This is a genomic window from Pseudoalteromonas sp. S2755 (assembly GCF_005886535.1).
Classification (GTDB): domain Bacteria; phylum Pseudomonadota; class Gammaproteobacteria; order Enterobacterales; family Alteromonadaceae; genus Pseudoalteromonas.
The window spans coordinates 15,540-37,175 of record NZ_PNDS01000119.1; the positions used below are offsets into that span (position 1 = coordinate 15,540).

A 21,636-nucleotide genomic window follows, 5' to 3' on the forward strand; every position below is an offset into this window, starting at 1 on the left:
GATGTTTGGAAACCTAGATGCAAGAGCAATATAACCCGCAAGATATCGAAGCCAAAGTACAGTCGTACTGGGAAGAAAACAATACCTTCAAAGTTGTCGAAGACGAAAGTAAAGAGAAGTATTACTGTCTCTCAATGTTCCCATATCCAAGTGGTCGACTCCACATGGGTCACGTACGTAACTATACCATTGGTGATGTGGTTTCTCGTTTCCAACGCCTACAAGGCAAAAACGTTATGCAACCTATGGGTTGGGATGCGTTTGGTCTTCCAGCTGAAAATGCGGCAATTAAAAATAATACCGCACCGGCTAAATGGACCTACGAAAATATCGACTACATGCGCAACCAGCTTAAGTTACTTGGTTTTGGTTACGACTGGGATCGTGAAATTGCGACTTGTCACCCAGAATATTATAAGTGGGAACAGTGGTTCTTCACTAAGCTTTACGAAAAAGGCTTAGTATACAAAAAGATGTCAACGGTAAACTGGGATCCAGTTGACCAAACGGTACTGGCAAATGAGCAAGTTATTGACGGCCGTGGTTGGCGTTCAGGTGCCATTGTAGAGCAAAAAGAAATTCCACAGTGGTTCATTAAGATCACCGATTATGCACAAGAGTTGCTGGATGACTTAGACAAGCTTGAGCACTGGCCTGAGCAAGTTAAAACCATGCAGCGTAACTGGATTGGCCGCTCAGAAGGCGTTGAAATCGACTTTAAACGTGCCGACAACGACGAAAGCTTCACCGTATACACCACCCGCCCTGATACCTTTATGGGTGTGACTTATGTGGCAGTGGCGGCAGGTCATCCGATCGCTCAAGAAGCGGCGAAAAACAGCGAAGCAATCTCTCGCTTTGTTGAAGAGTGCAAGAACACCAAAGTTGCCGAAGCGGATATGGCAACGATGGAGAAAAAAGGCATCGCGACAGGCTTTACTGCTATCCACCCACTCACAGGACAAGAGGTGCCAATTTGGGTAGCTAACTTTGTACTGATGGATTACGGCTCAGGTGCCGTGATGGCAGTACCAGGTCACGACCAACGTGACTATGAGTTTGCAACCGCTTATGGCCTTGAGATCAAACAAGTTATTCAGCCTCTAGCCGACGCAGAAGTAGAAGCCAATCTGGCTGAAGCAGCGTTTACCGAAAAAGGCACGCTTATCAACTCTGGCGAGTTCGATGGACTAGACTTTGAAGGCGCATTTAACGCCATCGCAACTAAACTAGAATCACTTGGCGTGGGTAAACGTAAAGTAAACTTCCGTCTTCGTGATTGGGGTGTAAGCCGCCAGCGTTACTGGGGTTCGCCAATCCCAATGTTAAATAAAGAAGATGGTTCTGAGCTTGCAGCACCTGAAGACATGCTCCCTGTTCGTCTACCTGAAGACGTAGTCATGAATGGAGTAACTTCACCGATTAAAGCAGATCCAGAATGGGCAAAAGCAACAATAAATGGTGAGGCGGTATTCCACGAAACCGATACATTCGACACCTTTATGGAATCATCTTGGTACTATGCACGTTACTGTAGCCCACGCTATGATGAAGGTATGCTTGAACCAGGTGCAGCAAACTACTGGCTACCAGTAAATCAATATATTGGTGGTATTGAGCATGCTATCTTGCACTTGTTGTACTCACGTTTCTTCCACAAGTTGCTACGTGATTTCGGTTTAGTGAACTCTGATGAGCCATTTGAGCGTCTACTGTGTCAAGGCATGGTACTTGCGGATACTTACTACCGTAAAGACGAGAAAGGCGGCGATATTTGGATCGCACCAACTGACGTATTAACTGAGACTGACGACAAAGGCCGCATCACTAAAGCGTGGCATAAAGAAGACGGCGAGCCGGTATTCTCTGCTGGCATGAGCAAAATGTCTAAGTCGAAGAACAATGGTATTGATCCACAAACGGTTATCAAGCAATACGGCGCTGACACAGTTCGCTTATTCATGATGTTTACGGCTCCACCAGAGCAAACGCTGGAATGGTCTGACTCAGGCGTTGAAGGTGCGCACCGTTTCCTTCGTCGTATTTGGAAATACGCGGTTGACGTAAAGCAAGCAGGCACTGCCCAGCTTGATTTAAGCAAACTAAATGCAGCGCAAAAGACGCTACGTCGCGACATCCACAAAGCCATTGCAAAGGTGACAGACGATATCGAACGTCGCCAAACGTTTAATACGGCAATTGCGGCAGTGATGGAGCTTTCAAACAAGCTTATCAAAGCGCCACTTAGTGATGAGCAAGACATTGCACTAGCAAACGAAGCACTAGAAGCTATGGTGATCATGCTTGCGCCTATCACACCACACATGTGTCACGAGCTGTGGACTGAGCTTGGCAAGGCTGGTGACATTCTTGATGCGGCATGGCCTATCGTCGACCAAAGCGCACTAGTTGAAGATGAAAAGCTTATCGTGGTGCAAGTAAACGGTAAACTGCGCTCTAAAATCACCGTAGCGGCAGATGCAACGCAAGAGCAAGTTGAAGCGATTGCATTTAGCGAAGAAAACGTCACTAAGTTTACTGACGGCAAGACCATTCGTAAGGTGATCTATGTTCCTGGTAAACTACTTAATGTGGTTGCAAACTAAGATGCGTAGCCTATTTTGGCACACCAGCAAGCTAGCAGTTTTGCTAGCTTGCTTCTTCGTGGCGAGCTGCGGTTTTCACCTCAAGCAAGCCTCTTACCTCCCTGACGATCTGAAAGAGATCACCTTAAGCGGTGATGACAAGCGCTCAGCCTTGTTTGAACAATTACAGTCCGATCTTCAGCGTGCTCAGGTATCCCTTACACCAAAAAATACCAAACAAGCTGCCGAGTTGTACTTGTACAATGACTCACTTGAACGTCAAACACTCAGTTTGTTCAAAAATGGTCAGGTTGCTCAGTATGAACTAGCTTATCGCGTGTCTTATCGATTGAGTCGTCCGGGCCAAGAACCCGTTAAACAAATGTTCGAGCTGTATCGCAACTATCAGGACGATCCTGACAACGCGCTAGCAAAGGCAAAAGAGCTTGAGCTGATCCTCACTGAAATGCGCCGCCTTGCAAGCCAACGTATTATTCGAGAGTTGTCGCAACTGTAATGCGTTGTTATGCCAATCAACTCTCCAATTACCTGAATAAGGGGCTTGCGCCTTTTTATCTAGTCTTTGGTGAGGAACCCTTTCAACAAGGCGAATGTGTACTTGCAATACGAACAGCAGCTAAGCAGCAAGGCTTTGATGAAGTCATTAAGTTTGCTCTACTTCCGGGATTTGACTGGCAAGAGCTCAGTGCGCAGTACAATAGTATGTCTTTGTTCAGTGCGCGTACGCTCATCGAGTTTGACTTTAATGAGCAAAAAGTTCCTACCCAAGGTGTTGCGGTTTTAAAGTCTTTGGCCGAACAAGTCAATCCTGATGTCGTTGTTATTTTTAAAGGGCTAGGCGCGGGTCAAGACATTCAACGTACTGCTTGGTTCAAAGCATTAGAGCCTAAAGGCCTATTTATCCCTTGCTACGCATTAACAGGCCGTCATCTTGAACGTTGGTTTGATGATGAATGTAAGCGGCTGAAGCTTTCTGTCTCACCACAAAGCAAGCGCGCCCTGCTCGTCGCCACAGAGGGCAACTTGCTTGCAACGCATCAGGAGCTCGAAAAGCTCTCTTTACTATTTGGTAAAAACCCGGTTGATGAACAGCAATTGCTGAGCGGCTTATTAAATCAATCTAAGTTCGATATCTTTGATTTAAATACCGGATTATTAACTGGCAACCCTAAGCAAATTATCAAAGTATTGAACAAGCTCGCCAGCGATAATGTAGAGCCCGCGAGTATTCTCTGGACCTTGCAAAACCAAGCTCGCACCCTACTGGGTGTTAAAACCTTGTGGCAAACTGGTACTACACTTGCGGATGCCTATAAAAAGCATAATGTCTGGAAGAATCAGCAAACCATCACGCAGCAAGCGTTAGACAGGTTAACACTAGAGCAAATGAAACAGTTGCTCTGTATGATGGCTGACTTCGATACCGCATATAAAGAAGCAAGGCTCACTGCACCATATCAAGCTCTAGCACACATCGCGCTGGCCTTTGCCACCCCCATCACAATGCCGTTGCCAATTAGCCAAAGTGAGCATGTATGATTGCTTTGTTTGGTGGTACTTTCGATCCTCCGCATTTAGGCCATTTAAATATGGCAATACGCTGCGTCGATGAGCTAAATCTGGCTGAGTTAAAGTTTTTACCTTGTGCCATACCGGTTCATAAACAAAAGCCCAGCATCAGTGACGAGCATCGCCTGGCGATGCTTGCAAATTTGCTATCAGGGCAACAAAAACTAGTTATTGATAGACGTGAACTTGACCGACAAGGACCCTCTTACAGCCTGCTAACACTGCAAGAGCTGCGTAAAGAATATCAGGACCAACCGATTTTATTTTTAATGGGTATGGACTCGTTTAATAGTCTGCACACTTGGTATCAATGGCAAGAAATCACAAAGCTGTGTCATCTTGTGGTGTATCAACGCCCAAAAGAACATTGCTCGCCAGATGCTAAAGTCTCGGCTTATTTAGCCAAAGCAGCCACAGATAACTCAGATAAGCTCCAAACCACCAACGCAGGACATTGCTATTTCCTTCACGGTGAGCAAAAAGACATTGCATCGAGTACAATTAGGGCTGCAATTGCGCAGCAAGATAAAGAATATTTGGAACATTGGCTGCCCGCTTCGGTCATAGATTATATAAATAGCCATGGCTTGTATGCTGATCAACCCCATAAAGCATGCTAAAATCGCCGATTATTTGAAATACAGAGACAAAAACTTGGATTCACAACAGTTATTAGATTTCGCGCTAGACAAAGTAGATGATATGAAAGCGCGTGATATTGTTAAGCTCGACGTTCGCGAAACTTCTTCAATCACCGACTACTTAGTGATCTGTACAGGCACCTCAAAACGCCATGTACAATCGATTGCCGATCATGTTGCAAAAGAAGCACGTCATGCTGGAGAAACACCAATTGGCCAAGAAGGTCAAGACATTGGAGAGTGGGTATTGGTTGATTTGGGCGACGTTGTTATACACGTGATGCAAGATCAAACCCGCGACTTTTATGACCTAGAAAAGCTGTGGGGCTAATGTGAAGATCCAACTCATTGCAGTAGGTACCAAAATGCCGAAGTGGGTTGAAACTGGCTTCACCGAATATCAAAGACGCTTTCCCAAAGATATGCCACTGGAGTTAATTGAAATTAGCGCGGGCAAACGAGGGAAAAACGCAGATATTAAACGCATTTTGCAACAAGAAGGTGAAAAAACCTTAGCCGCTATCCCAAAAGGCAATCGGATCGTAACCTTAGAAGTGACTGGCAAGCCATGGGATACACACCAACTTGCGAGCAATATGGAAAAGTGGCAGCTGGACGGTCGCGATGTCAGCTTACTGATTGGCGGCCCTGAAGGGCTTGCGCCAGAATGTATTGCTGCGGCCGAACAAAAGTGGTCATTATCAAACTTAACCCTACCCCACCCTTTGGTGCGTATAGTGGTTGCCGAGAGCTTGTATCGCGGCTGGAGTTTAAATAACAATCATCCTTACCACAGAGAATAATAATGATAAAAAAGCGGCCGACGATTAGGGATCATTCTGCCGAGGCGAACCTCTTTGCGAGACGGGCCTTTGTCGGCTTTGTTTTTGTCGTTATTATTGTTGGGATCTTGTTTCACAATGTCTATACGCTTCAGGTGACTGAACATGAAACCTATCGCACCCGCTCTAACGATAACCGTATAAAAGTCATTCCTGTCGCCCCTAATCGTGGTCTGATTTACGACCGAAATGGTGTCTTGCTCGCCGAAAACCGCCCTGTTTACAACCTTGAAGTGATCCCAGAAGATGTCGAAGATCTCGAAGCTTCATTAGCTTCTGTGCGTCAACTCATCGAAATTTCTGAGCAAGAAGTAGAAGATTTCAAAAAGGAAATCAAGCATAACCGCCGCTTCAAAAGCCAAGTACTAAAGGGCCGTTTGAATGAAGAAGAAGTGGCGATTTTGTCGGTTAACCAACACCGCTTGCCCGGCTTTAGCGTTGAAGCTCGATTGTCCCGTTATTATCCTTATGGCGATACCCTCACTCATGCCCTTGGCTATGTAGCAAAACTCAATAAAGAGGAGCTCTATGATTTAGAGCTTGAGGGCAAGGACACCAACTATCGTGCCACCCATGATATCGGTAAACTCGGTGTCGAAAAGTTTTATGAAGAACAGCTACATGGCATTGTTGGCTCTCGTCGCGTCGAGGTGAATAACCGTGGTCGTATTATTCGCACGCTGAGCATGGAAACACCGCAACCAGGTAAAGACTTGGTGCTAACGCTTGATATCGGTTTGCAACAAATCGTACAACACGTACTTAAAGACACCCGAGGCGCAATCATCGTTATGGATCCGCGCGACGGGGGGATTTTAGCGCTCTATTCTAATCCAAGTTACGACCCAAACCTTTTTGTCCATGGGATCAGTGGCAAAGATTACCGCGCCTTACTTAACCCTGACAGGCCACTGATAAACCGTGCAACTCAGGGCCGTTATGCGCCTGCTTCCACGGTAAAACCTCACCTTGCAGTACTTGCGCTGGAAGAAGGTGTTGTCACCGAAACAACCAAAATTTGGGATCCCGGCTTTTTTCAAATTCCAAATGTAAAACATAAATGGCGTGACTGGCGCCCTTGGGGCCATGAGCATGTTGATGTGTATAAAGCTATTGAGCAGTCTTGCGATACCTACTTTTACGAAACCGCATATAAACTCGGCATAACCAAAATTAGCGACTTTATGAACCAGTTTGGCTTTGGTGAGCTTTCGGGTATCGATATTCACGAAGAAACCTCTGCTATTTTACCATCCGTTGAGTGGAAAAGAGCTCGTTTTAAAGAGGCTTGGTATCCTGGGGATACTATTTCCGTAGGGATAGGCCAAGGTTACTGGACTGCCACTCCAATGCAAATAGCAAACTCGCTGAGCATTTTGGTCAATAAAGGCATACATAGGCAGCCACACTTAGTACAAATCTCTAAGCAAGATACTGAAGTGGAGCAGTTATTTACGGAAGAAAAGCCACCTGTCGTGCTAAAAAACCCTTATCACTGGGATATTGCATTAAAAGCCATGCACAATACGGTAAAAATAGGTACCGCAAAAAATGCGTTTAAGGGCGTAACTTATGATCACGCTGGTAAAACGGGAACCGCGCAAGTTATTAGCATTGCTCAGGGCGAAAAGTATGATGCCAAGAAGCTAAAAGAAAAACACAGAGACAATGGTATTTACGTGGGTTTTGCGCCTTTTGATGATCCGCAAATTGTTATTACTGTAGTCGTGGAAAACCAAGGTGGCGGTAGTGCAATCGCAGCGCCAATGGCAAGACAAGTGATGGATTATTACTTTTCAGCCTACCCGCTTGAGAAGGAGCAACAGCAATGAGTCCGCTGAGTAAGCCACGTTCACTCTTTGAAAAAGTTCATATCGACCTACCATTATTTGCAGCCTTGATTACGATGATGGTTGGCAGCCTAGCGATTGTTTATAGCGCTAGTGGGCAAGACATGGGTATGATGATGCGTCATGGTACACGCATGTTTGGTGCATTAGTTGCCATGTTATTTATGGCACAATTCTCTCCAAATACGCTTAAGCGTGTGGCTATTCCCGTTTATCTCGTAGGCCTTGGCATGCTCGTTGCTGTGCTGTTTTTTGGTGTCAGTAGTAAAGGGGCTCAGCGCTGGTTAGACTTAGGCGTTACCCGCTTTCAACCCTCTGAAATAATGAAGCTAGCAGTGCCCATGACGGTCGCTTGGTTTATAGGTCGCTCTCACTTACCTCCAAGTATTTTAAATTTAACAATCGGCTTTGTGATTGTGCTAGTGCCAACTATTCTGATCAAAGAGCAGCCTGACCTCGGTACTTCTATCTTAATTGCCAGTTCTGGTATTTTTGCACTCTTTTTAGCTGGGTTAAGTTGGCGTTTAATCGGTTCAGGTATATTACTTGCGGTTCCCGGTGGCTATGCGTTTTGGCATTACGGAATGCATGCCTATCAAAAACAACGTGTCCTGACTTTTTTAGATCCAGAAAGCGACCCGCTGGGCTCTGGTTACCATATCATCCAATCAAAAATTGCAATAGGCTCTGGTGGTGTTGAGGGCAAAGGCTGGCTACACGGAACCCAATCTCAATTAGAATTTTTGCCAGAGCGCCATACCGACTTTATCTTCTCGGTGTTGAGCGAAGAGTTTGGCTTGTTAGGTGTCACCATATTACTCAGCTTGTATCTTTTTATAATTGGTCGCGGATTGTATATTGCGGTGCAAGCACAAGACGCTTTCAGTAAGCTGCTCGCAGGGGCACTAACTTTAACGTTCTTTGTTTATGTCTTTGTAAATATTGGAATGGTTTCGGGTCTCTTACCGGTAGTCGGTGTACCTCTGCCCCTAATTAGCTATGGTGGCACATCGATGGTGACCTTAATGGCCGGTTTTGGCATTATTATGGCAATCGCAACAGATAAGAGGATGTTGTTAAAATAATGACTGTTCGTATTACTCTGATTTCAAAATTGATTTTAGTATTTGCCCTGTTAAGCATGCTAAGCGCTTGCGGTAGTCGTTATCATATTCGTCATGACAAAGCGCCACTGCGCGAGCCTACCGAACTGGAAATGCAGGATGCCATTGTCACCAACGAAAAAAAGAGCGTCAGTGCCAATCGCCCCTACACTGTTCTTGGAAAACGTTACACGCCAATTTCGGACGAACATGGGTATCAACAACAAGGCATTGCCTCGTGGTATGGCCGAAAATTCCACGGCTACCACACCTCCAATGGTGAAATTTTTAATATGTTCGACATGACAGCGGCACATAAAACGCTGCCACTGCCTAGCTTTGCCAGAGTAACAAACCTAGAGAATGGGCGCTCCGCCATCGTTAGAATTAACGACCGAGGCCCGTTCCATGACGATAGGCTAATCGACCTCTCTTATGCGGCTGCCTACAAGCTAGGCTATCACCTTCAGGGTACAGCGCGCGTTAAGGTCGAAGCCATTACTCTATCGCGCGAGTCTCCAAGGCTAACTTATGTACAAGTTGCTGCTGGCAGTAAACTTGAGAATATACAGTTATTAGCAGGTCAGTTAAAACAAGAGCTAGGGTTAGGTACACCCATCACGTTTGAAAACAACCTGTACAAGCTTAGAGTCGGCCCTATTACCGACGACAATCAAGCACAATCTTTACTAAAAACCTTACAACAAGGTCAATTTAGTCGTGCTTTCTTGCTTTACAGTGAGCAGGAACTTTAGAATAACCGCAATGAATGCCGATAAACAAAAAAGCGAGCATAATGACTTCTATCAAACCAAAAATCGTTAAAAAAGTCCTTGGACTGGTGTGCACTTTCTCTATTATGAGTGCCAGCGCACAAATTATTCCTTCGCCGCCGCAAATCAATGCGAAAGGCTATTTCCTTGTGGACTTCACAACTGGAAAAGTGATTGCAGAGGGCGAAGCTGATACTAAACTAGCGCCAGCAAGTTTAACCAAAATGATGACCAGCTATGTTATTGGTACCGAAATCGCTGCAGGTAACATTAGCCCATCAGATCAAGTCACTATTAGTGAAAAAGCGTGGGCTAAGAATTTTCCTGGTTCGTCGGTGATGTTTATCGAAGTAGGTAAGCAGGTCAGTGTTGATGACTTAAACCATGGGATCATTATTCAATCAGGCAACGATGCTTGTGTTGCAATGGCCGAGCACATTGCTGGCAGCGAAAGTGCGTTTGCCGATCTGATGAATGCGCATGCTGAAAAACTGGGGATGACTAATACCCACTTTATTAACAGCCATGGTTTAGATACTGATGAGCATTACACCACCCCAAGAGACATGGCAACACTCGGGGCGGCGCTTATTCGTGATGTACCTGATGAATACGCTTTGTACAAGAAAAAGTCTTTTTCATACAACGGCATAAAGCAATATAACCGTAACTCACTTCTTTGGGATGCAAGCCTCGAAGTGGATGGCATTAAAACAGGCCACACCTCGGATGCAGGCTACAGCCTAGTTACTTCAGCGGTTAAAGACGATATGCGTCTTGTTGCAGTAGTCATGGGCACAGAAAGTGAGCGTGCACGTAAAGTTGAGAGCAAAAAACTACTTAACTACGGCTTCCGTTTCTTTGAAACCATTACTCCATACCAAGCTGGTGACGCTTTTGCCGATCAGCGTGTGTGGATGGGTAACAAAGAAACCGTATCGCTTGGCATTATGGAAGACACCCCAATTACTATTCCACGCGGCCAAAGCAAGAACCTAAAGGCTAACTTTGAGCTAGATAAAACACTCGAAGCACCACTAGCGAAAGGCACTAAAGTTGGTACTTTGTTCTTACAGCTTGAAGGTGAAGACGTAGCACAATACCCGCTAGTTACACTTGAAGAGATCCAAGAAGGTGGATTCTTTAGCAAGATCTATGACTATCTACGTTTACAGATCTCGCAATAATTTCTTATCTGATAAGCCAGCCGAGACAGACGGTTGGCTTATCTTTTTTATAAAACTTATTTATTTCCCTTAGCTTCGCAGACATTCAGACTTTCTATTCTAAGCCCCCTTTTCAACATACCACACCGCTAAAACTCACTTTAAGTTTACGATTTAGAAACACCGTGTCAAAATAAGTTTGAGGTACAAAACCCAAATTATAAATAAAAGGATATTTAAATGATGATGGTAACAACCGTGGTAATAATGGTGAAGTGTACTGTGGAAATAATGACAGTGGTCCAGTAGCTCTTCGGAGGTTTTGTTCAGCAGAGTATTCTGACTTGTATCGATGATGACTGTTATGAATGAGAAGAAGTAGAAAGATGTTAATCTAATAGGTGATACACACTAAAGGCTTTCCTATGAACTACATAGACCGTATATATCTAAAACCAGGCTTACCAATAGCCAAGTTGACTATTGCAGTATTACTGCTTTTCTCTGCTATTTTATACAAGTCAAGCCTACTTTTATATATTGGTTTTTATATGGCGCTAATTGTACCTGCTTGGGATTTATTATCCGTAGTGGCAAAAGAACAAGGAGTGTGTGCAAAAGTTACGCTCATAGCTTACTGTAAACAGCACTGGATACAGTTACTACTTATGCTAGCGTTTGCTTGTATAGGTATTGCCGGGCTGCACCTTGAATACCTACTACTCACACTTTTTAATATTGCATTCGCTATGTTATTAGCAGCCCATGTTATAAGAATTGTGTATAAAATAAGAAAAATGTCCGCTATTGACGCGATAAAGGAGAGGTTAAAAACCAAGTCGAGGTTTATTCTTTCTGTTAACCTGCTACTCATTGTTGTTATGTGCACCACACCTTTTCTATCTATACCCGTAGGAGCGTTGGCTGCTAATTATATGGTTATTTTTAGCTGCTACATACAGTACTTAAACCATATCATTAGTGAGAATATTTTTGAGACTGATTAAACTAGTTTAGAGTTCTCGCAATAACCTATTTAGATAAAAGTCAATCAGTGGTTAAATATTGATTGACTTTTTACACCCCGAGCAACAATCTCCTATCTAAATCCACATTAGCATGGCTGTATTTATTGTCTGCTTCATACTAAGTGATTATTTAAATAAACCTGTACTATTGTATCTTGGTTTTTATATTGCTCTGTACGACGCACTTTATCAACTTGCTGCGCAGCTTAACGATACCCAAGCGGAAACAACCAATATGAAGTATTTGGGGTACATTCCAATATTTATTCTGCTATTGGTTAGTATTGTTACTCTCTCACCTCCCTCAATGCTTATTACCGGCATCAATCTTGCCGTAGTTAGTATCATCATTTATCAGCTGGTATGAATTATTAGCGCTAGAACCAAGCAGTCTAAAAGAAACATAGTAAAGACCTTGAAACACAACAAAACAGCGCTTTTGATACTACTATTAACAACGACTGCATTGCGACTTTTCTTTGACTCGGAAGGTTTAGCAATTAGCAATCACTGCTTCCTTCTATTAGCTACTTTGGCAATTTTTGATGATTGTAAAGACGTAATCAATGGTGAAAGCTAGCTTCAAAATGACTCAGCAAAGACGTCCTTATCGTGGACGTTTTTTTTTGTCTTAAAAATGATAGAATACGCGAATTGAGTGGTGAGCGCAGGCCATGCTGAAAGTAAAACTCACTCTTGTAAACTTGGCTTTCGGCCATCATGTAGCGCTTAAGTAGTAAGTTTTAAAGGATACCGTCGTGGTAAAACCAGTTAAAAATACTAAGTTTGATGAATACTTAGAATTTCCTTGCCCATTTACATTCAAGATTATGGGCCTTGCAAATGTCGATTTGACGGATCAGATCCTAGCTAAACTGCAGGTTATTGCACCGGGTGATTATGCACCAAAGGTTAAACCAAGCAGCAAAGGCACCTATGAAGCCGTATCTCTTGTCGTTACCGTAACCAGCAAAGAGCATATCGAGCAGATTTATACCGAGATCGGTGGCATCGAAGACGTCCGTTACATCCTGTAGTTGGTAAGGACCCCTAATTATGGAATCTCGTAAGTTAATTGTGCGCCAACTCGGCCTTTGTAGTTACGAGCCAATTTGGCACAAAATGCAATCTTTTACCGATGAGCGTGATGACACCACAGCGGATGAAATCTGGCTGGTGGAACACGAGCCTGTTTTTACACAAGGTCAAGCCGGTAAAGAAGAGCATGTCTTGGCGCCCGGTGATATTCCTGTCGTAAAAGTGGACCGCGGTGGTCAAGTTACCTATCACGGTCCAGGGCAACAAATGCTTTATGTTCTGCTCAACTTACGGCGATTGAAAATAGGGGTACGTGAACTCGTCACTTGGCTAGAGGAAAGCATTATCGACTCCCTAAAAGAATATGGGATAGAGGCTTATGCTAAAGCCGATGCACCGGGTGTATACGTCAACGATAGCAAGATAGCATCTCTTGGACTCAGAGTCCGCCGTGGCTGCTCGTTTCATGGTCTCGCACTCAACGTTAATATGGACCTTAACCCATTTTTACGAATAAACCCTTGTGGTTATGCGGGCATGAATATGGTGCAAAGTAGCGAAATTAATGGACCTCAAACCGTCGCTGATGCGGGGGCTGGTCTGGTAAAACACATGCTAAAACGCATTAATGCTGAGCATGTCGAATACACTGAAGGGTTTGAAAACGTATGAGTAAACCAGTCAAAATGGAGCCAGGGGTAAAGCTCCGCGATGCAGAAAAAATGGCATTGATCCCAGTTAAAGTCATGCCAACAGAACGCGAAGAAATGCTGAGAAAGCCTGAGTGGTTAAAGATCCGTTTGCCAAAATCAAGTGAACGTATCGATGGCATTAAACAAGCAATGCGTAAGCACGGTTTACACTCTGTTTGTGAAGAAGCATCTTGCCCTAACCTGTCTGAGTGCTTTAATCACGGTACCGCAACCTTTATGATTTTAGGTGCAATTTGTACTCGCCGCTGTCCATTCTGTGATGTGGCCCATGGTCGTCCACTAAAACCTGATGCACAAGAGCCGGAAAAGCTTGCGCTTACGATTAAAGACATGAAGTTAAGCTACGTTGTTATTACCTCTGTTGACCGTGATGACTTGCGCGACGGTGGTGCACAACACTTTGCCGACTGTATTCGCGAGATCCGTAAGCACAATCCAGGTATTACAATCGAAATTCTCGTACCTGATTTCCGTGGTCGTATGGATAGAGCGCTTGAAATCTTAAGCGAAACCCCACCGGATGTATTCAACCATAACCTTGAAACAGCACCAAGACTTTACAAACTAGCGCGTCCGGGTGCCGATTATAAGTGGTCACTTGAATTACTACGCCGCTTTAAAGAAATGCACCCAGAAGTGAGAACTAAATCTGGCTTGATGGTTGGACTAGGCGAGGAAATCTCTGAAATTGAAGAAGTCTTAAGAGACTTGCGCGAGCATAACGTAGATATGCTTACCGTCGGCCAGTACCTACAACCTTCAAAGCACCACTTGCCAGTCAAACGCTACGTACCACCAGTTGAGTTTGATGGGCTAAAAGAATATGCTGACGAGATAGGCTTTAGCCACGCAGCTTGCGGACCATTTGTACGCTCTAGCTACCATGCAGATCAGCAAGCCGCGGGTAAAGAAGTAAAATAAACAGTGCAACTATATTCACTGTTTTGAAAGCCGTATTCCTATACGGCTTTTTTGTATCCGTAATTCCCCGTCTAACAGCCATTAACAGCAAAACGGTTTCATTTCCTCACTATTCGTTATATCTTGCCTCACCAGATAATAATAATCAGGGGCAAAACGTGCTAAAGAATAAAACTTTGGGCAGCATGCTGATTGTAGCAGGTACTACAATTGGCGCAGGTATGCTCGCCCTCCCTATTGCATCAGCAGGACTTGGCTTTTCTACCGCTATCGCATTATTAGCAATCACATGGTTGCTAATGACCTATACTGCATTGCTTATGCTGGAAGTACATCAATACGCAGATCAAGACGCAACATTAAATACACTAGCAAAAAACTTACTTGGTAAAACGGGGCAGTATGTCGCTAACTTTTCAATGGTCTTTTTGTTTTATGCATTATGTGCCGCTTATATCGCAGGTGGTGGCGCCCAGCTTCAAACCAAGCTTGTTGGTATGATGGGCGATGGAATAACCCCTCAACTGGGCTCTGTACTGCTTGCTGTTATCATAGCGACCATAGTGACATTAGGCACAAGTACCGTCGATAAGCTCAATCAGTTATTATTTACCATTAAAGTTATTGTGCTCGCGAGTTTGTTCTTTATTTTAACACCTTATGTTCACGGCCAGCACCTCATCGATATGCCGGTAGAACAAGGCCTGGTAATTGCAGCGATTCCGGTAGTTTTTACTTCCTTTGGTTTTCATGGCTCAATCCCATCAATCGTTAAGTATGTGGGCGTAGATATCCGACAATTACGTAAAGTAATGATGCTTGGTGCTTCCCTCCCGCTTATCATCTATGTATTTTGGCAATTACTGAGCCAAGGTGTTATGGGTCAAGAGAGCCTAATGGCAAGTGAGGGACTACCAGGTTTTGTAACTAGCATTTCCTCTATCGCACACAACGACAACGTGCAATTATTTGTGACTATATTTGCAGATCTTGCTCTCGCGACTTCGTTCTTGGGTGTAAGCCTTGGTTTATTCGACTTTTTTGCAGATGCCTTTAAAAAGCAAGATACCAAGAAAGACCGTGTAAAAACGGCGTTCATTACCTTTTTACCACCCCTTGGCTTTGCCCTCTTTTATCCAAAGGGCTTTATTATGGCATTGGGATACGCAGCGATTGCACTCGTGGTGTTAGCGGTATTTCTACCGGTCGCTATGGTATGGAAACAGAGAAAAGCCAGAGGCAATGATGGATATCAGGTTAAAGGTGGTACGCTTGGGCTAGGGCTTGCAGCCGCTTTCGGTGTAATGATCATTGCTTCCCAGCTGATGCAAATGGCTGGCCTTATTCCTAGTTTAGGGTAAACAAATCATGTAAAAGTAGGCTATCAACTGCCTACTTCAACACTCTCTAGTGAATCAGCTTGTAATCGTTTATGTTTCAGTTGAAAATAAGCTACTACTGGCACAAACGCCAAACACAAAGTGGCAAAGTTAACAATTGGAATAATTGTGACATAGAGGTATGACGAATAACTAAGTTCCATTAAGTGCCTGTCGACTAAGCGGAACATTTGTAAGAGCGGTGCAGGAATAATAATAAGTTGAGCGATCACACTCTGCCACATATAGACCTTGTCTTTTACAGCCCAAACAGCAATTATTGCCATAAAAATAATGTCGTTAAATGCCCAAAATATATAGCGATAAACTAAACCACTGTCTATCGCTCTTATAAAATCACCAGTAAAAGAGCCAATAATGTAAAACAAAGCAATCAAAATCGCATAACGAGCAGCTTTTATATCTCTTAGAACCAAACAGGCAACCACTGCAATCAACGAAAGTGGAATACTGTATTGGATATAAAAAAGCCTAACCGACTCCCAAGCCTCTAACATATTTACTCTTCTAACTATTAGTTATGATGATTTTTAATGGGTCAAGTGATTATTATAATCAGTTAAGACGGCTTTTTTTCTGCCTCTTCATCACCACCCTCACCATTACCGCCCGGTAGTCTAAAATTTTGAGGTTTTTTTATTGAAATCATTCTATTTCTCCTTTAAGTAGAACCGTCGGAAACAATAGCGAATTCCCGGTAATTTGGCAACAAACTGTAATTAATTTTGCCTCACTTCAATAGGGTCCGACTCTTTCGCTTTACCCTGTAAGATAGAGATTTCAACGCGCCTATTGCGTCGTCTATCAGCATTGCTCTCATTGGGAACGAGCGGTCTAGTATCTGCGTGTCCAACTACGACCATTCTGTTCTTATCAAAACCACGAACTCGCTCCATCACCGTTGCGACAGCCACTGCCCGAGTTGCCGATAAGTCCCAGTTATTTGAGTATAGCTCGTTCGTCACTCTAAAATCGTCGGTGTGACCCGACACTGTGATTTCGCCAGGAACATCTTTCAATAACTCTGCAATTTCTTCAACCACAGGCTCAAATTTAGGCTGTAAAAATGCACTACCCGCAGGAAAAGAGCCATTCTCCTGAATACGTATAATGATTTGCTGCCCTAGAGACTCAAGCTCAATCGCACCATCCATTATTTGCTTCTCTAGCTGCTGCGCAATCTTTTTCACAAGCTCATTAACTTGTTCTTGATCTGCAGATGCAATTGCTTGCGTTGACGCCATTTCCTGCGCAGTACTGGCTGACTCACCACCACGCTTGTTGCCACGCTGTTCTTGCCGACCACCCGCAGAAGATTCATCACCGGCCTGAAACTCGAGCATCTGCTGCGTCATCTCTACCGTTTGCTGTTGAATAGTTTCAATCGGTGTCGGCTCTGGCTTTCCTGGAGTAAACTCCATCGCGATAACGCTGGTACCTTTTGGGATATCCTTTACTTCAATTTTATTTTGTACGCCAAAAGCAAACTTCATCGAACCGGCGATTTGCTTAAACTTCAGCACATCCATTTCAGAAAAAGCTAACAGTAGTACGAAGAAGCACATTAACAATGACATCAGATCGGCAAAGGTTCCCATCCAAGCCGGAAGACCTGGAGGGGGACATTTACATTCCTTCTCATCTGACATGATTATTCCTCAGCCTCAGCACCACGTTTAGACTCAGGCAAATAATTTTTCAATATACCTTCAATGACCTTCGGGTTTTGGCCGTCTTGTATACCTAATATAGCATCTAAGATAAGTCGCTGATTTCGCTCCTCTTCATCTTTACGGAGTTCAAGTTTTACCTGAATAGGGATCGCAACCACGTTAGCTAAAAACGCACCATACAAAGTTGTTAAAAGCGCAACAGCCATGGCTGGTCCAATTGCTTTAGGGTCATCCATATTAGACAACATCGCCACTAGGCCTATGAGAGTTCCGATCATGCCCATTGCAGGCGCAATATCAGCAAGGGATTTAAATAAACCCGCGCCCAGTTCGTGTCTTGAAGACGTCAGGGAAATATCTTTTTGCAGTGTGGCACGTACAACATCAGCGTCATGGCCATCAACTAGCATATCGACGCCTTTACGCATAAACTGGTTGGGGATTTCAGCTTCTTCTAACGCTAAAAAACCACCTTTACGCGCAGAATCAGCAAGTTCAACGGCTTTTTCAATTAGCTCTTCAGGGGTTTCAATCTTAAACATGAAGGCCTTCCCGGCCACTTTGCCAATACCGAAAAACTGCCCAAGCGTAAAATTGGACAACACGATAAAAATTGAACCACCAAATACGATAACGACGGAAGGCGTGTTATAGAACATAGCGATCTGGCCATCACTACTTAGTACCATTGACATTACAATCAAACCTATGGCACCCAGGATCCCTATTACCGTTGCTAAATCCACATGTCCTCCGAGGGAAGTTATTTGTGATAAATCACGCAGTTATTATTGTTTGAGTTATCGGCAAGTTTCTCTACAACTTAACACTATTATATTAAAAAGTGTTTAAAATGCGAGTTTATAGCAGATCTTGTAATGCCGATACTCCGTCAGATCAAAAAGTCTCTGGTTTTTTTGACCTTGACGCCCAATCCCCCTAAAATTGCCACACTTTTACTTTACGGGTCAGTGTGACATATGGCAGTAAAAAAACCTGATAACTTGAGCTTTGAAGAGGCCATGCAAGAGTTGGAACAAATCGTTGCAGACATGGAAAACGGTAGCTTACCTCTGGATCAAGCACTTAAACAATTTGAGCGTGGGATAAAACTCGCAAAAGCTTCAAACCAAAAACTTCAGCAAGCTGAGCAGCAGGTCGCTATTTTAATGGGCGAAGGTGAGCAAGCGCAATTACAGCCATTTGAAAACGAAGCCTAATGTCAGCAAAATTACAAGAAAAACTCCTGTCTGCTAAGACTCGTGTAGAAACCACCGTTTTACACTATTTTGATAATGTGCTTGATACTGAAGAAAATATCAAAGCCGCAACGCGCTACAGTATAGAAAATGGTGGTAAACGCTTGCGACCATTCTTGGTGTATTGCACTGGTGAATTATTTGGTGCGGCCCCAGAAGACTTAGACAAGGCCGCTGCTGCAATAGAGTGTGTTCATAGCTATTCGTTGGTGCATGATGATTTACCCGCGATGGATGATGATGAACTTAGGCGCGGCCGTCCAACTTGCCATATTCAATTCGATGAAGCGACAGCTATCTTAGCTGGTGATGCCTTACAAACTCTGGCTTTTGAGCTGTTAAGTGAACACCAATTCGCAGTAAATCATCATGCACAAATAAAAATGATCTCCGCGCTAGCCAAAGCATCAGGTCTACAAGGCATGGTTGGTGGCCAAGCACTTGATATAGCTGCTACTGATCGCTCAATTACCATAGATGAACTTGAACGTATTCATAAGCTAAAAACAGGTGCACTGCTAAGCTGTGCTGTGGAACTTGGGATCTTATGCGGCAACCCAGAGCAGGTTACCGAACAAGCATGTAATGCAATACGCATTTATGGTCGTGCAATAGGCCTTGCATTTCAAGTCAGAGATGACATCCTAGATGTTGAGGGTGACACATCAGTGCTTGGCAAACCACAAGGTTCTGATTTGGAACACAACAAGTCAACCTATCCAGCACTTCTTGGTCTCGAACAAGCAAAAGAGAAAGCTGAACAATTAATTGATGAAGCTCTGGATGCACTCAAAGTTATCGACGGCAACACGGAAATACTTGCAGATTTAGCAAAATACATCATAGATCGAGAATATTAAGCTGGCGTATAAAATAACTACGTCAAGCTAAGAAAATATTCACAAGTACTTTGTAAATACTGGCTAACATAATATTATGACCAGTTGGTGACGAATTTTAATAATTATGAAGTGAGCTACGCGAGTAAGTACTCAGCAAAGACTCACTAGGACTCTGATAAATACCATGAAACTTGATAGTAGCAAGTATCCTTTACTCGCGTTAATTGACGACCCAAGTCAACTTCGTCAATTACCCCAGCATAAATTATCTGTGTTAAGTGATGAATTACGAGAGTATTTGCTAAACTCAGTCTCTCAAAGCAGCGGTCACTTAGCGTCGGGTCTTGGCACGGTCGAACTGACCGTTGCATTGCATTACGTCTACAACACGCCTCAGGATAGATTAGTGTGGGACGTAGGTCATCAGGCTTATCCTCATAAGATCTTAACCGGCCGTCGTGACCAGATGCATACTATTCGCCAGAAAGATGGGCTACACCCTTTCCCATATCGAGAGGAAAGTGAATACGATACCTTTAGTGTCGGTCACTCAAGTACCTCGATTTCTGCAGCGCTCGCAATGGCTATTGCCGCTGAAAGAGAGGCAATAGGCCGAAAAACTGTTGCGATTATTGGTGATGGCGCAATGACTGCTGGTATGGCGTTTGAAGCCATGAACCACGCGGGGGATGTTAATCCGGACATGCTCGTGATCTTGAACGACAACGAAATGTCTATCTCGGAAAACGTTGGCGCACTTACAAACCATTTCGCTAAGATCCTCTCTGGTAGCTTCTATACCAATATTCGTGAAGGCAGTAAAAAGCTGTTAGCTGGTGTACCGCCAGTCAAAGAGCTTGCTGGCAGAATGGAAGAACATTTAAAAGGGATGATAATCCCAGGCACTTTCTTTGAAGAGCTTGGCTTTAACTATATTGGCCCAATCGATGGACATGATGTTGGCACCCTAGTTGATACGCTGCGTAACATGCGTAACCTTAAGGGACCACAGTTATTACATGTTAAAACGCAAAAAGGGAAAGGCTACAAGCCTGCAGAGGCGGATCCTATTGGCTACCATGGCGTACCAAAGTTTGATCCAACCGTGCATAGCTTACCCAAATCAAAACCCAGCGCACCGACCTTTTCAAAAGTGTTTGGTGACTGGCTCTGCGATATGGCCGCACAAGATAATAAGCTGATGGCTATTACACCCGCGATGCGTGAAGGCTCTGGCATGGTGCGCTTTTCTAAAGAGTACCCAGCTCAGTATTTCGATGTCGCTATTGCTGAGCAGCATGCTGTTACGCTTGGTGCAGGCTTTGCCTGCGAAGGCTTGAATCCTGTTGTTGCTATTTATTCAAGCTTTTTACAACGTGCTTATGACCAATTAATTCATGATGTTGCACTGCAAAATCTGCCTGTACTTTTTGCTATTGACCGCGCAGGTGTCGTTGGTGCGGATGGTGAAACACACCAAGGGGCTTATGATTTAAGCTTTTTACGCTGTATTCCTAATATGGTGATCATGGCACCAAGTGACCTCAATGAATGTCGCCAAATGCTCTATACTGGCCACCGCCTAAATAGGCCAGCTGCGGTAAGATACCCTAGGGGCAGTGCGGGAAGCGCAGAGATTATTACAGAAATGACCGAACTGGAAATTGGTAAGGGCAAGGTAGTAAGAGAAGGCGAAAAGCTGGCTATTTTAAGCTTTGGTACATTGCTTGAAAGCGCTCAAACCATTGCCGAAGAACTAAATGCCACACTAGTTGATATGCGCTTTGTAAAACCTTTAGACACCGCACTTATCGAAGAATTAGCGGTAACTCACGAGCGCTTTGTAACACTTGAAGACAATGCGATTGCTGGTGGTGCAGGCTCTGCGGTGAGCGAATATCTATTAGCCCAAGGCCATCTAAAGCCAATCAAGCTACTCGGCCTACCTGATGAGTTTATTAAGCATGGTTCTCAAACTGAGATCCACGCCGAACTAGGTTTAAGCAGCGAAGGAATAAGTCAGCAAATTAAGGCTTGGCTAAATCCACAGTCTTGACTCTAAGCTGTTCTAAAAAAGGCTTCCACGTGGAAGCCTTTTTATATTGTTCTTGTCCTGAAATACGTTGACAGTTTGAGAGCTAATGACGAGCTTTACCGCATCCACAATCTTACTTCCGCAAGTCAATTGCTTTGCAGAAGTTGTAACTGAGAC

At 44.0% G+C, this 21,636-nt stretch carries 21 protein-coding genes; 18 read left to right on the forward strand and 3 right to left on the reverse strand.

Annotation, left to right across the window (positions count from 1 at the left end; genetic code table 11):
* Nucleotides 1–17: 17 nt before the first annotated feature.
* From leuS to CWC03_RS17860, 15 genes are all read left to right on the forward strand, one after another.
* Entirely contained in the window at nucleotides 18–2,606 is a 2,589-nt protein-coding gene (gene leuS, locus CWC03_RS17790) for a leucine--tRNA ligase (RefSeq protein WP_138583026.1), read from the forward strand.
* On the forward strand, nucleotides 2,590–3,102 hold the full coding sequence (locus CWC03_RS17795; protein ID WP_010606155.1) for an LPS-assembly lipoprotein LptE: 513 nt from the start codon (nucleotides 2,590–2,592) through the stop codon (nucleotides 3,100–3,102). Before leuS ends, CWC03_RS17795 begins: the two co-directional genes overlap by 17 nt.
* Entirely contained in the window at nucleotides 3,102–4,145 is a 1,044-nt protein-coding gene (gene holA / locus CWC03_RS17800; RefSeq protein ID WP_138583027.1) for a DNA polymerase III subunit delta, read from the forward strand. The genes CWC03_RS17795 and holA overlap by 1 nt, the downstream gene beginning before the upstream one ends.
* Complete coding sequence (gene nadD, locus CWC03_RS17805) at nucleotides 4,142–4,795, forward strand: nicotinate-nucleotide adenylyltransferase (RefSeq protein ID WP_138583028.1); 654 nt, start codon at nucleotides 4,142–4,144, stop codon at nucleotides 4,793–4,795. The genes holA and nadD overlap by 4 nt, the downstream gene beginning before the upstream one ends.
* A gap of 34 nt (nucleotides 4,796–4,829) precedes the next feature.
* The gene (gene rsfS, locus CWC03_RS17810) at nucleotides 4,830–5,147 is read left to right on the forward strand and encodes a ribosome silencing factor (RefSeq protein WP_128728904.1); all 318 of its coding nucleotides are present in this window, start codon (nucleotides 4,830–4,832) and stop codon (nucleotides 5,145–5,147) included.
* Nucleotide 5,148: 1 nt separating this feature from the next.
* Nucleotides 5,149–5,619 carry a 23S rRNA (pseudouridine(1915)-N(3))-methyltransferase RlmH gene (rlmH, locus tag CWC03_RS17815; protein WP_010372039.1) on the forward strand — a complete coding sequence of 157 codons (471 nt, stop codon included), beginning with the start codon at nucleotides 5,149–5,151 and terminating at the stop codon, nucleotides 5,617–5,619.
* 2 nt (nucleotides 5,620–5,621) lie between these two features.
* Nucleotides 5,622–7,490 (forward strand): penicillin-binding protein 2, encoded by a 1,869-nt coding sequence (gene mrdA, locus CWC03_RS17820; RefSeq protein WP_138583029.1) that lies wholly within the window; start codon nucleotides 5,622–5,624, stop codon nucleotides 7,488–7,490.
* Entirely contained in the window at nucleotides 7,487–8,593 is a 1,107-nt protein-coding gene (rodA, locus tag CWC03_RS17825; protein ID WP_138583030.1) for a rod shape-determining protein RodA, read from the forward strand. The genes mrdA and rodA overlap by 4 nt, the downstream gene beginning before the upstream one ends.
* A complete protein-coding gene (locus tag CWC03_RS17830; RefSeq protein ID WP_138583031.1) occupies nucleotides 8,593–9,366 on the forward strand; it encodes a septal ring lytic transglycosylase RlpA family protein in 774 nt (257 codons plus the stop codon). Before rodA ends, CWC03_RS17830 begins: the two co-directional genes overlap by 1 nt.
* Nucleotides 9,367–9,407: 41 nt before the next feature.
* Entirely contained in the window at nucleotides 9,408–10,571 is a 1,164-nt protein-coding gene (locus CWC03_RS17835) for a serine hydrolase (protein WP_010372052.1), read from the forward strand.
* Nucleotides 10,572–10,975: 404 nt separating this feature from the next.
* On the forward strand, nucleotides 10,976–11,557 hold the full coding sequence (locus CWC03_RS17840; protein ID WP_138583032.1) for a hypothetical protein: 582 nt from the start codon (nucleotides 10,976–10,978) through the stop codon (nucleotides 11,555–11,557).
* Nucleotides 11,558–12,336: 779 nt separating this feature from the next.
* The gene (gene ybeD, locus CWC03_RS17845; protein WP_010372058.1) at nucleotides 12,337–12,615 is read left to right on the forward strand and encodes a DUF493 family protein YbeD; all 279 of its coding nucleotides are present in this window, start codon (nucleotides 12,337–12,339) and stop codon (nucleotides 12,613–12,615) included.
* Nucleotides 12,616–12,634: 19 nt separating this feature from the next.
* Nucleotides 12,635–13,288, forward strand: a complete 654-nt coding sequence (lipB, locus tag CWC03_RS17850) for a lipoyl(octanoyl) transferase LipB (protein ID WP_130163564.1) — start codon at nucleotides 12,635–12,637, stop codon at nucleotides 13,286–13,288.
* Nucleotides 13,285–14,250, forward strand: a complete 966-nt coding sequence (gene lipA / locus CWC03_RS17855) for a lipoyl synthase (protein ID WP_010372064.1) — start codon at nucleotides 13,285–13,287, stop codon at nucleotides 14,248–14,250. The genes lipB and lipA overlap by 4 nt, the downstream gene beginning before the upstream one ends.
* Before the next feature lie 158 nt (nucleotides 14,251–14,408).
* The gene (locus CWC03_RS17860; protein ID WP_171040278.1) at nucleotides 14,409–15,611 is read left to right on the forward strand and encodes an aromatic amino acid transport family protein; all 1,203 of its coding nucleotides are present in this window, start codon (nucleotides 14,409–14,411) and stop codon (nucleotides 15,609–15,611) included.
* A 23-nt stretch (nucleotides 15,612–15,634) separates the two neighbouring features.
* On the opposite strand, the gene CWC03_RS17865 is transcribed toward CWC03_RS17860, so the two are convergent.
* From CWC03_RS17865 to pomA, 3 genes are all read right to left on the reverse strand, one after another.
* Nucleotides 15,635–16,147 (reverse strand): hypothetical protein, encoded by a 513-nt coding sequence (locus CWC03_RS17865; RefSeq protein ID WP_138583033.1) that lies wholly within the window; start codon nucleotides 16,145–16,147, stop codon nucleotides 15,635–15,637.
* A gap of 222 nt (nucleotides 16,148–16,369) precedes the next feature.
* Complete coding sequence (locus CWC03_RS17870) at nucleotides 16,370–17,299, reverse strand: flagellar motor protein MotB (protein ID WP_138583034.1); 930 nt, start codon at nucleotides 17,297–17,299, stop codon at nucleotides 16,370–16,372.
* 2 nt (nucleotides 17,300–17,301) lie between these two features.
* The gene (gene pomA / locus CWC03_RS17875; protein WP_010372079.1) at nucleotides 17,302–18,069 is read right to left on the reverse strand and encodes a flagellar motor protein PomA; all 768 of its coding nucleotides are present in this window, start codon (nucleotides 18,067–18,069) and stop codon (nucleotides 17,302–17,304) included.
* Nucleotides 18,070–18,303: 234 nt separating this feature from the next.
* Here pomA and xseB point away from each other — a divergent pair, with 234 nt between their 5' ends.
* The 3 genes from xseB to dxs all read left to right on the forward strand — a co-directional run bounded on the left by xseB (nucleotide 18,304) and on the right by dxs (nucleotide 21,480).
* Nucleotides 18,304–18,543, forward strand: coding sequence for an exodeoxyribonuclease VII small subunit (gene xseB / locus CWC03_RS17880; RefSeq protein ID WP_138583035.1), 240 nt, complete (start codon nucleotides 18,304–18,306; stop codon nucleotides 18,541–18,543).
* Nucleotides 18,543–19,442 (forward strand): (2E,6E)-farnesyl diphosphate synthase, encoded by a 900-nt coding sequence (gene ispA, locus CWC03_RS17885; RefSeq protein WP_138583036.1) that lies wholly within the window; start codon nucleotides 18,543–18,545, stop codon nucleotides 19,440–19,442. The genes xseB and ispA overlap by 1 nt, the downstream gene beginning before the upstream one ends.
* Before the next feature lie 166 nt (nucleotides 19,443–19,608).
* On the forward strand, nucleotides 19,609–21,480 hold the full coding sequence (dxs, locus tag CWC03_RS17890; protein WP_138583037.1) for a 1-deoxy-D-xylulose-5-phosphate synthase: 1,872 nt from the start codon (nucleotides 19,609–19,611) through the stop codon (nucleotides 21,478–21,480).
* The last annotated feature ends 156 nt before the right edge of the window (nucleotides 21,481–21,636 follow it).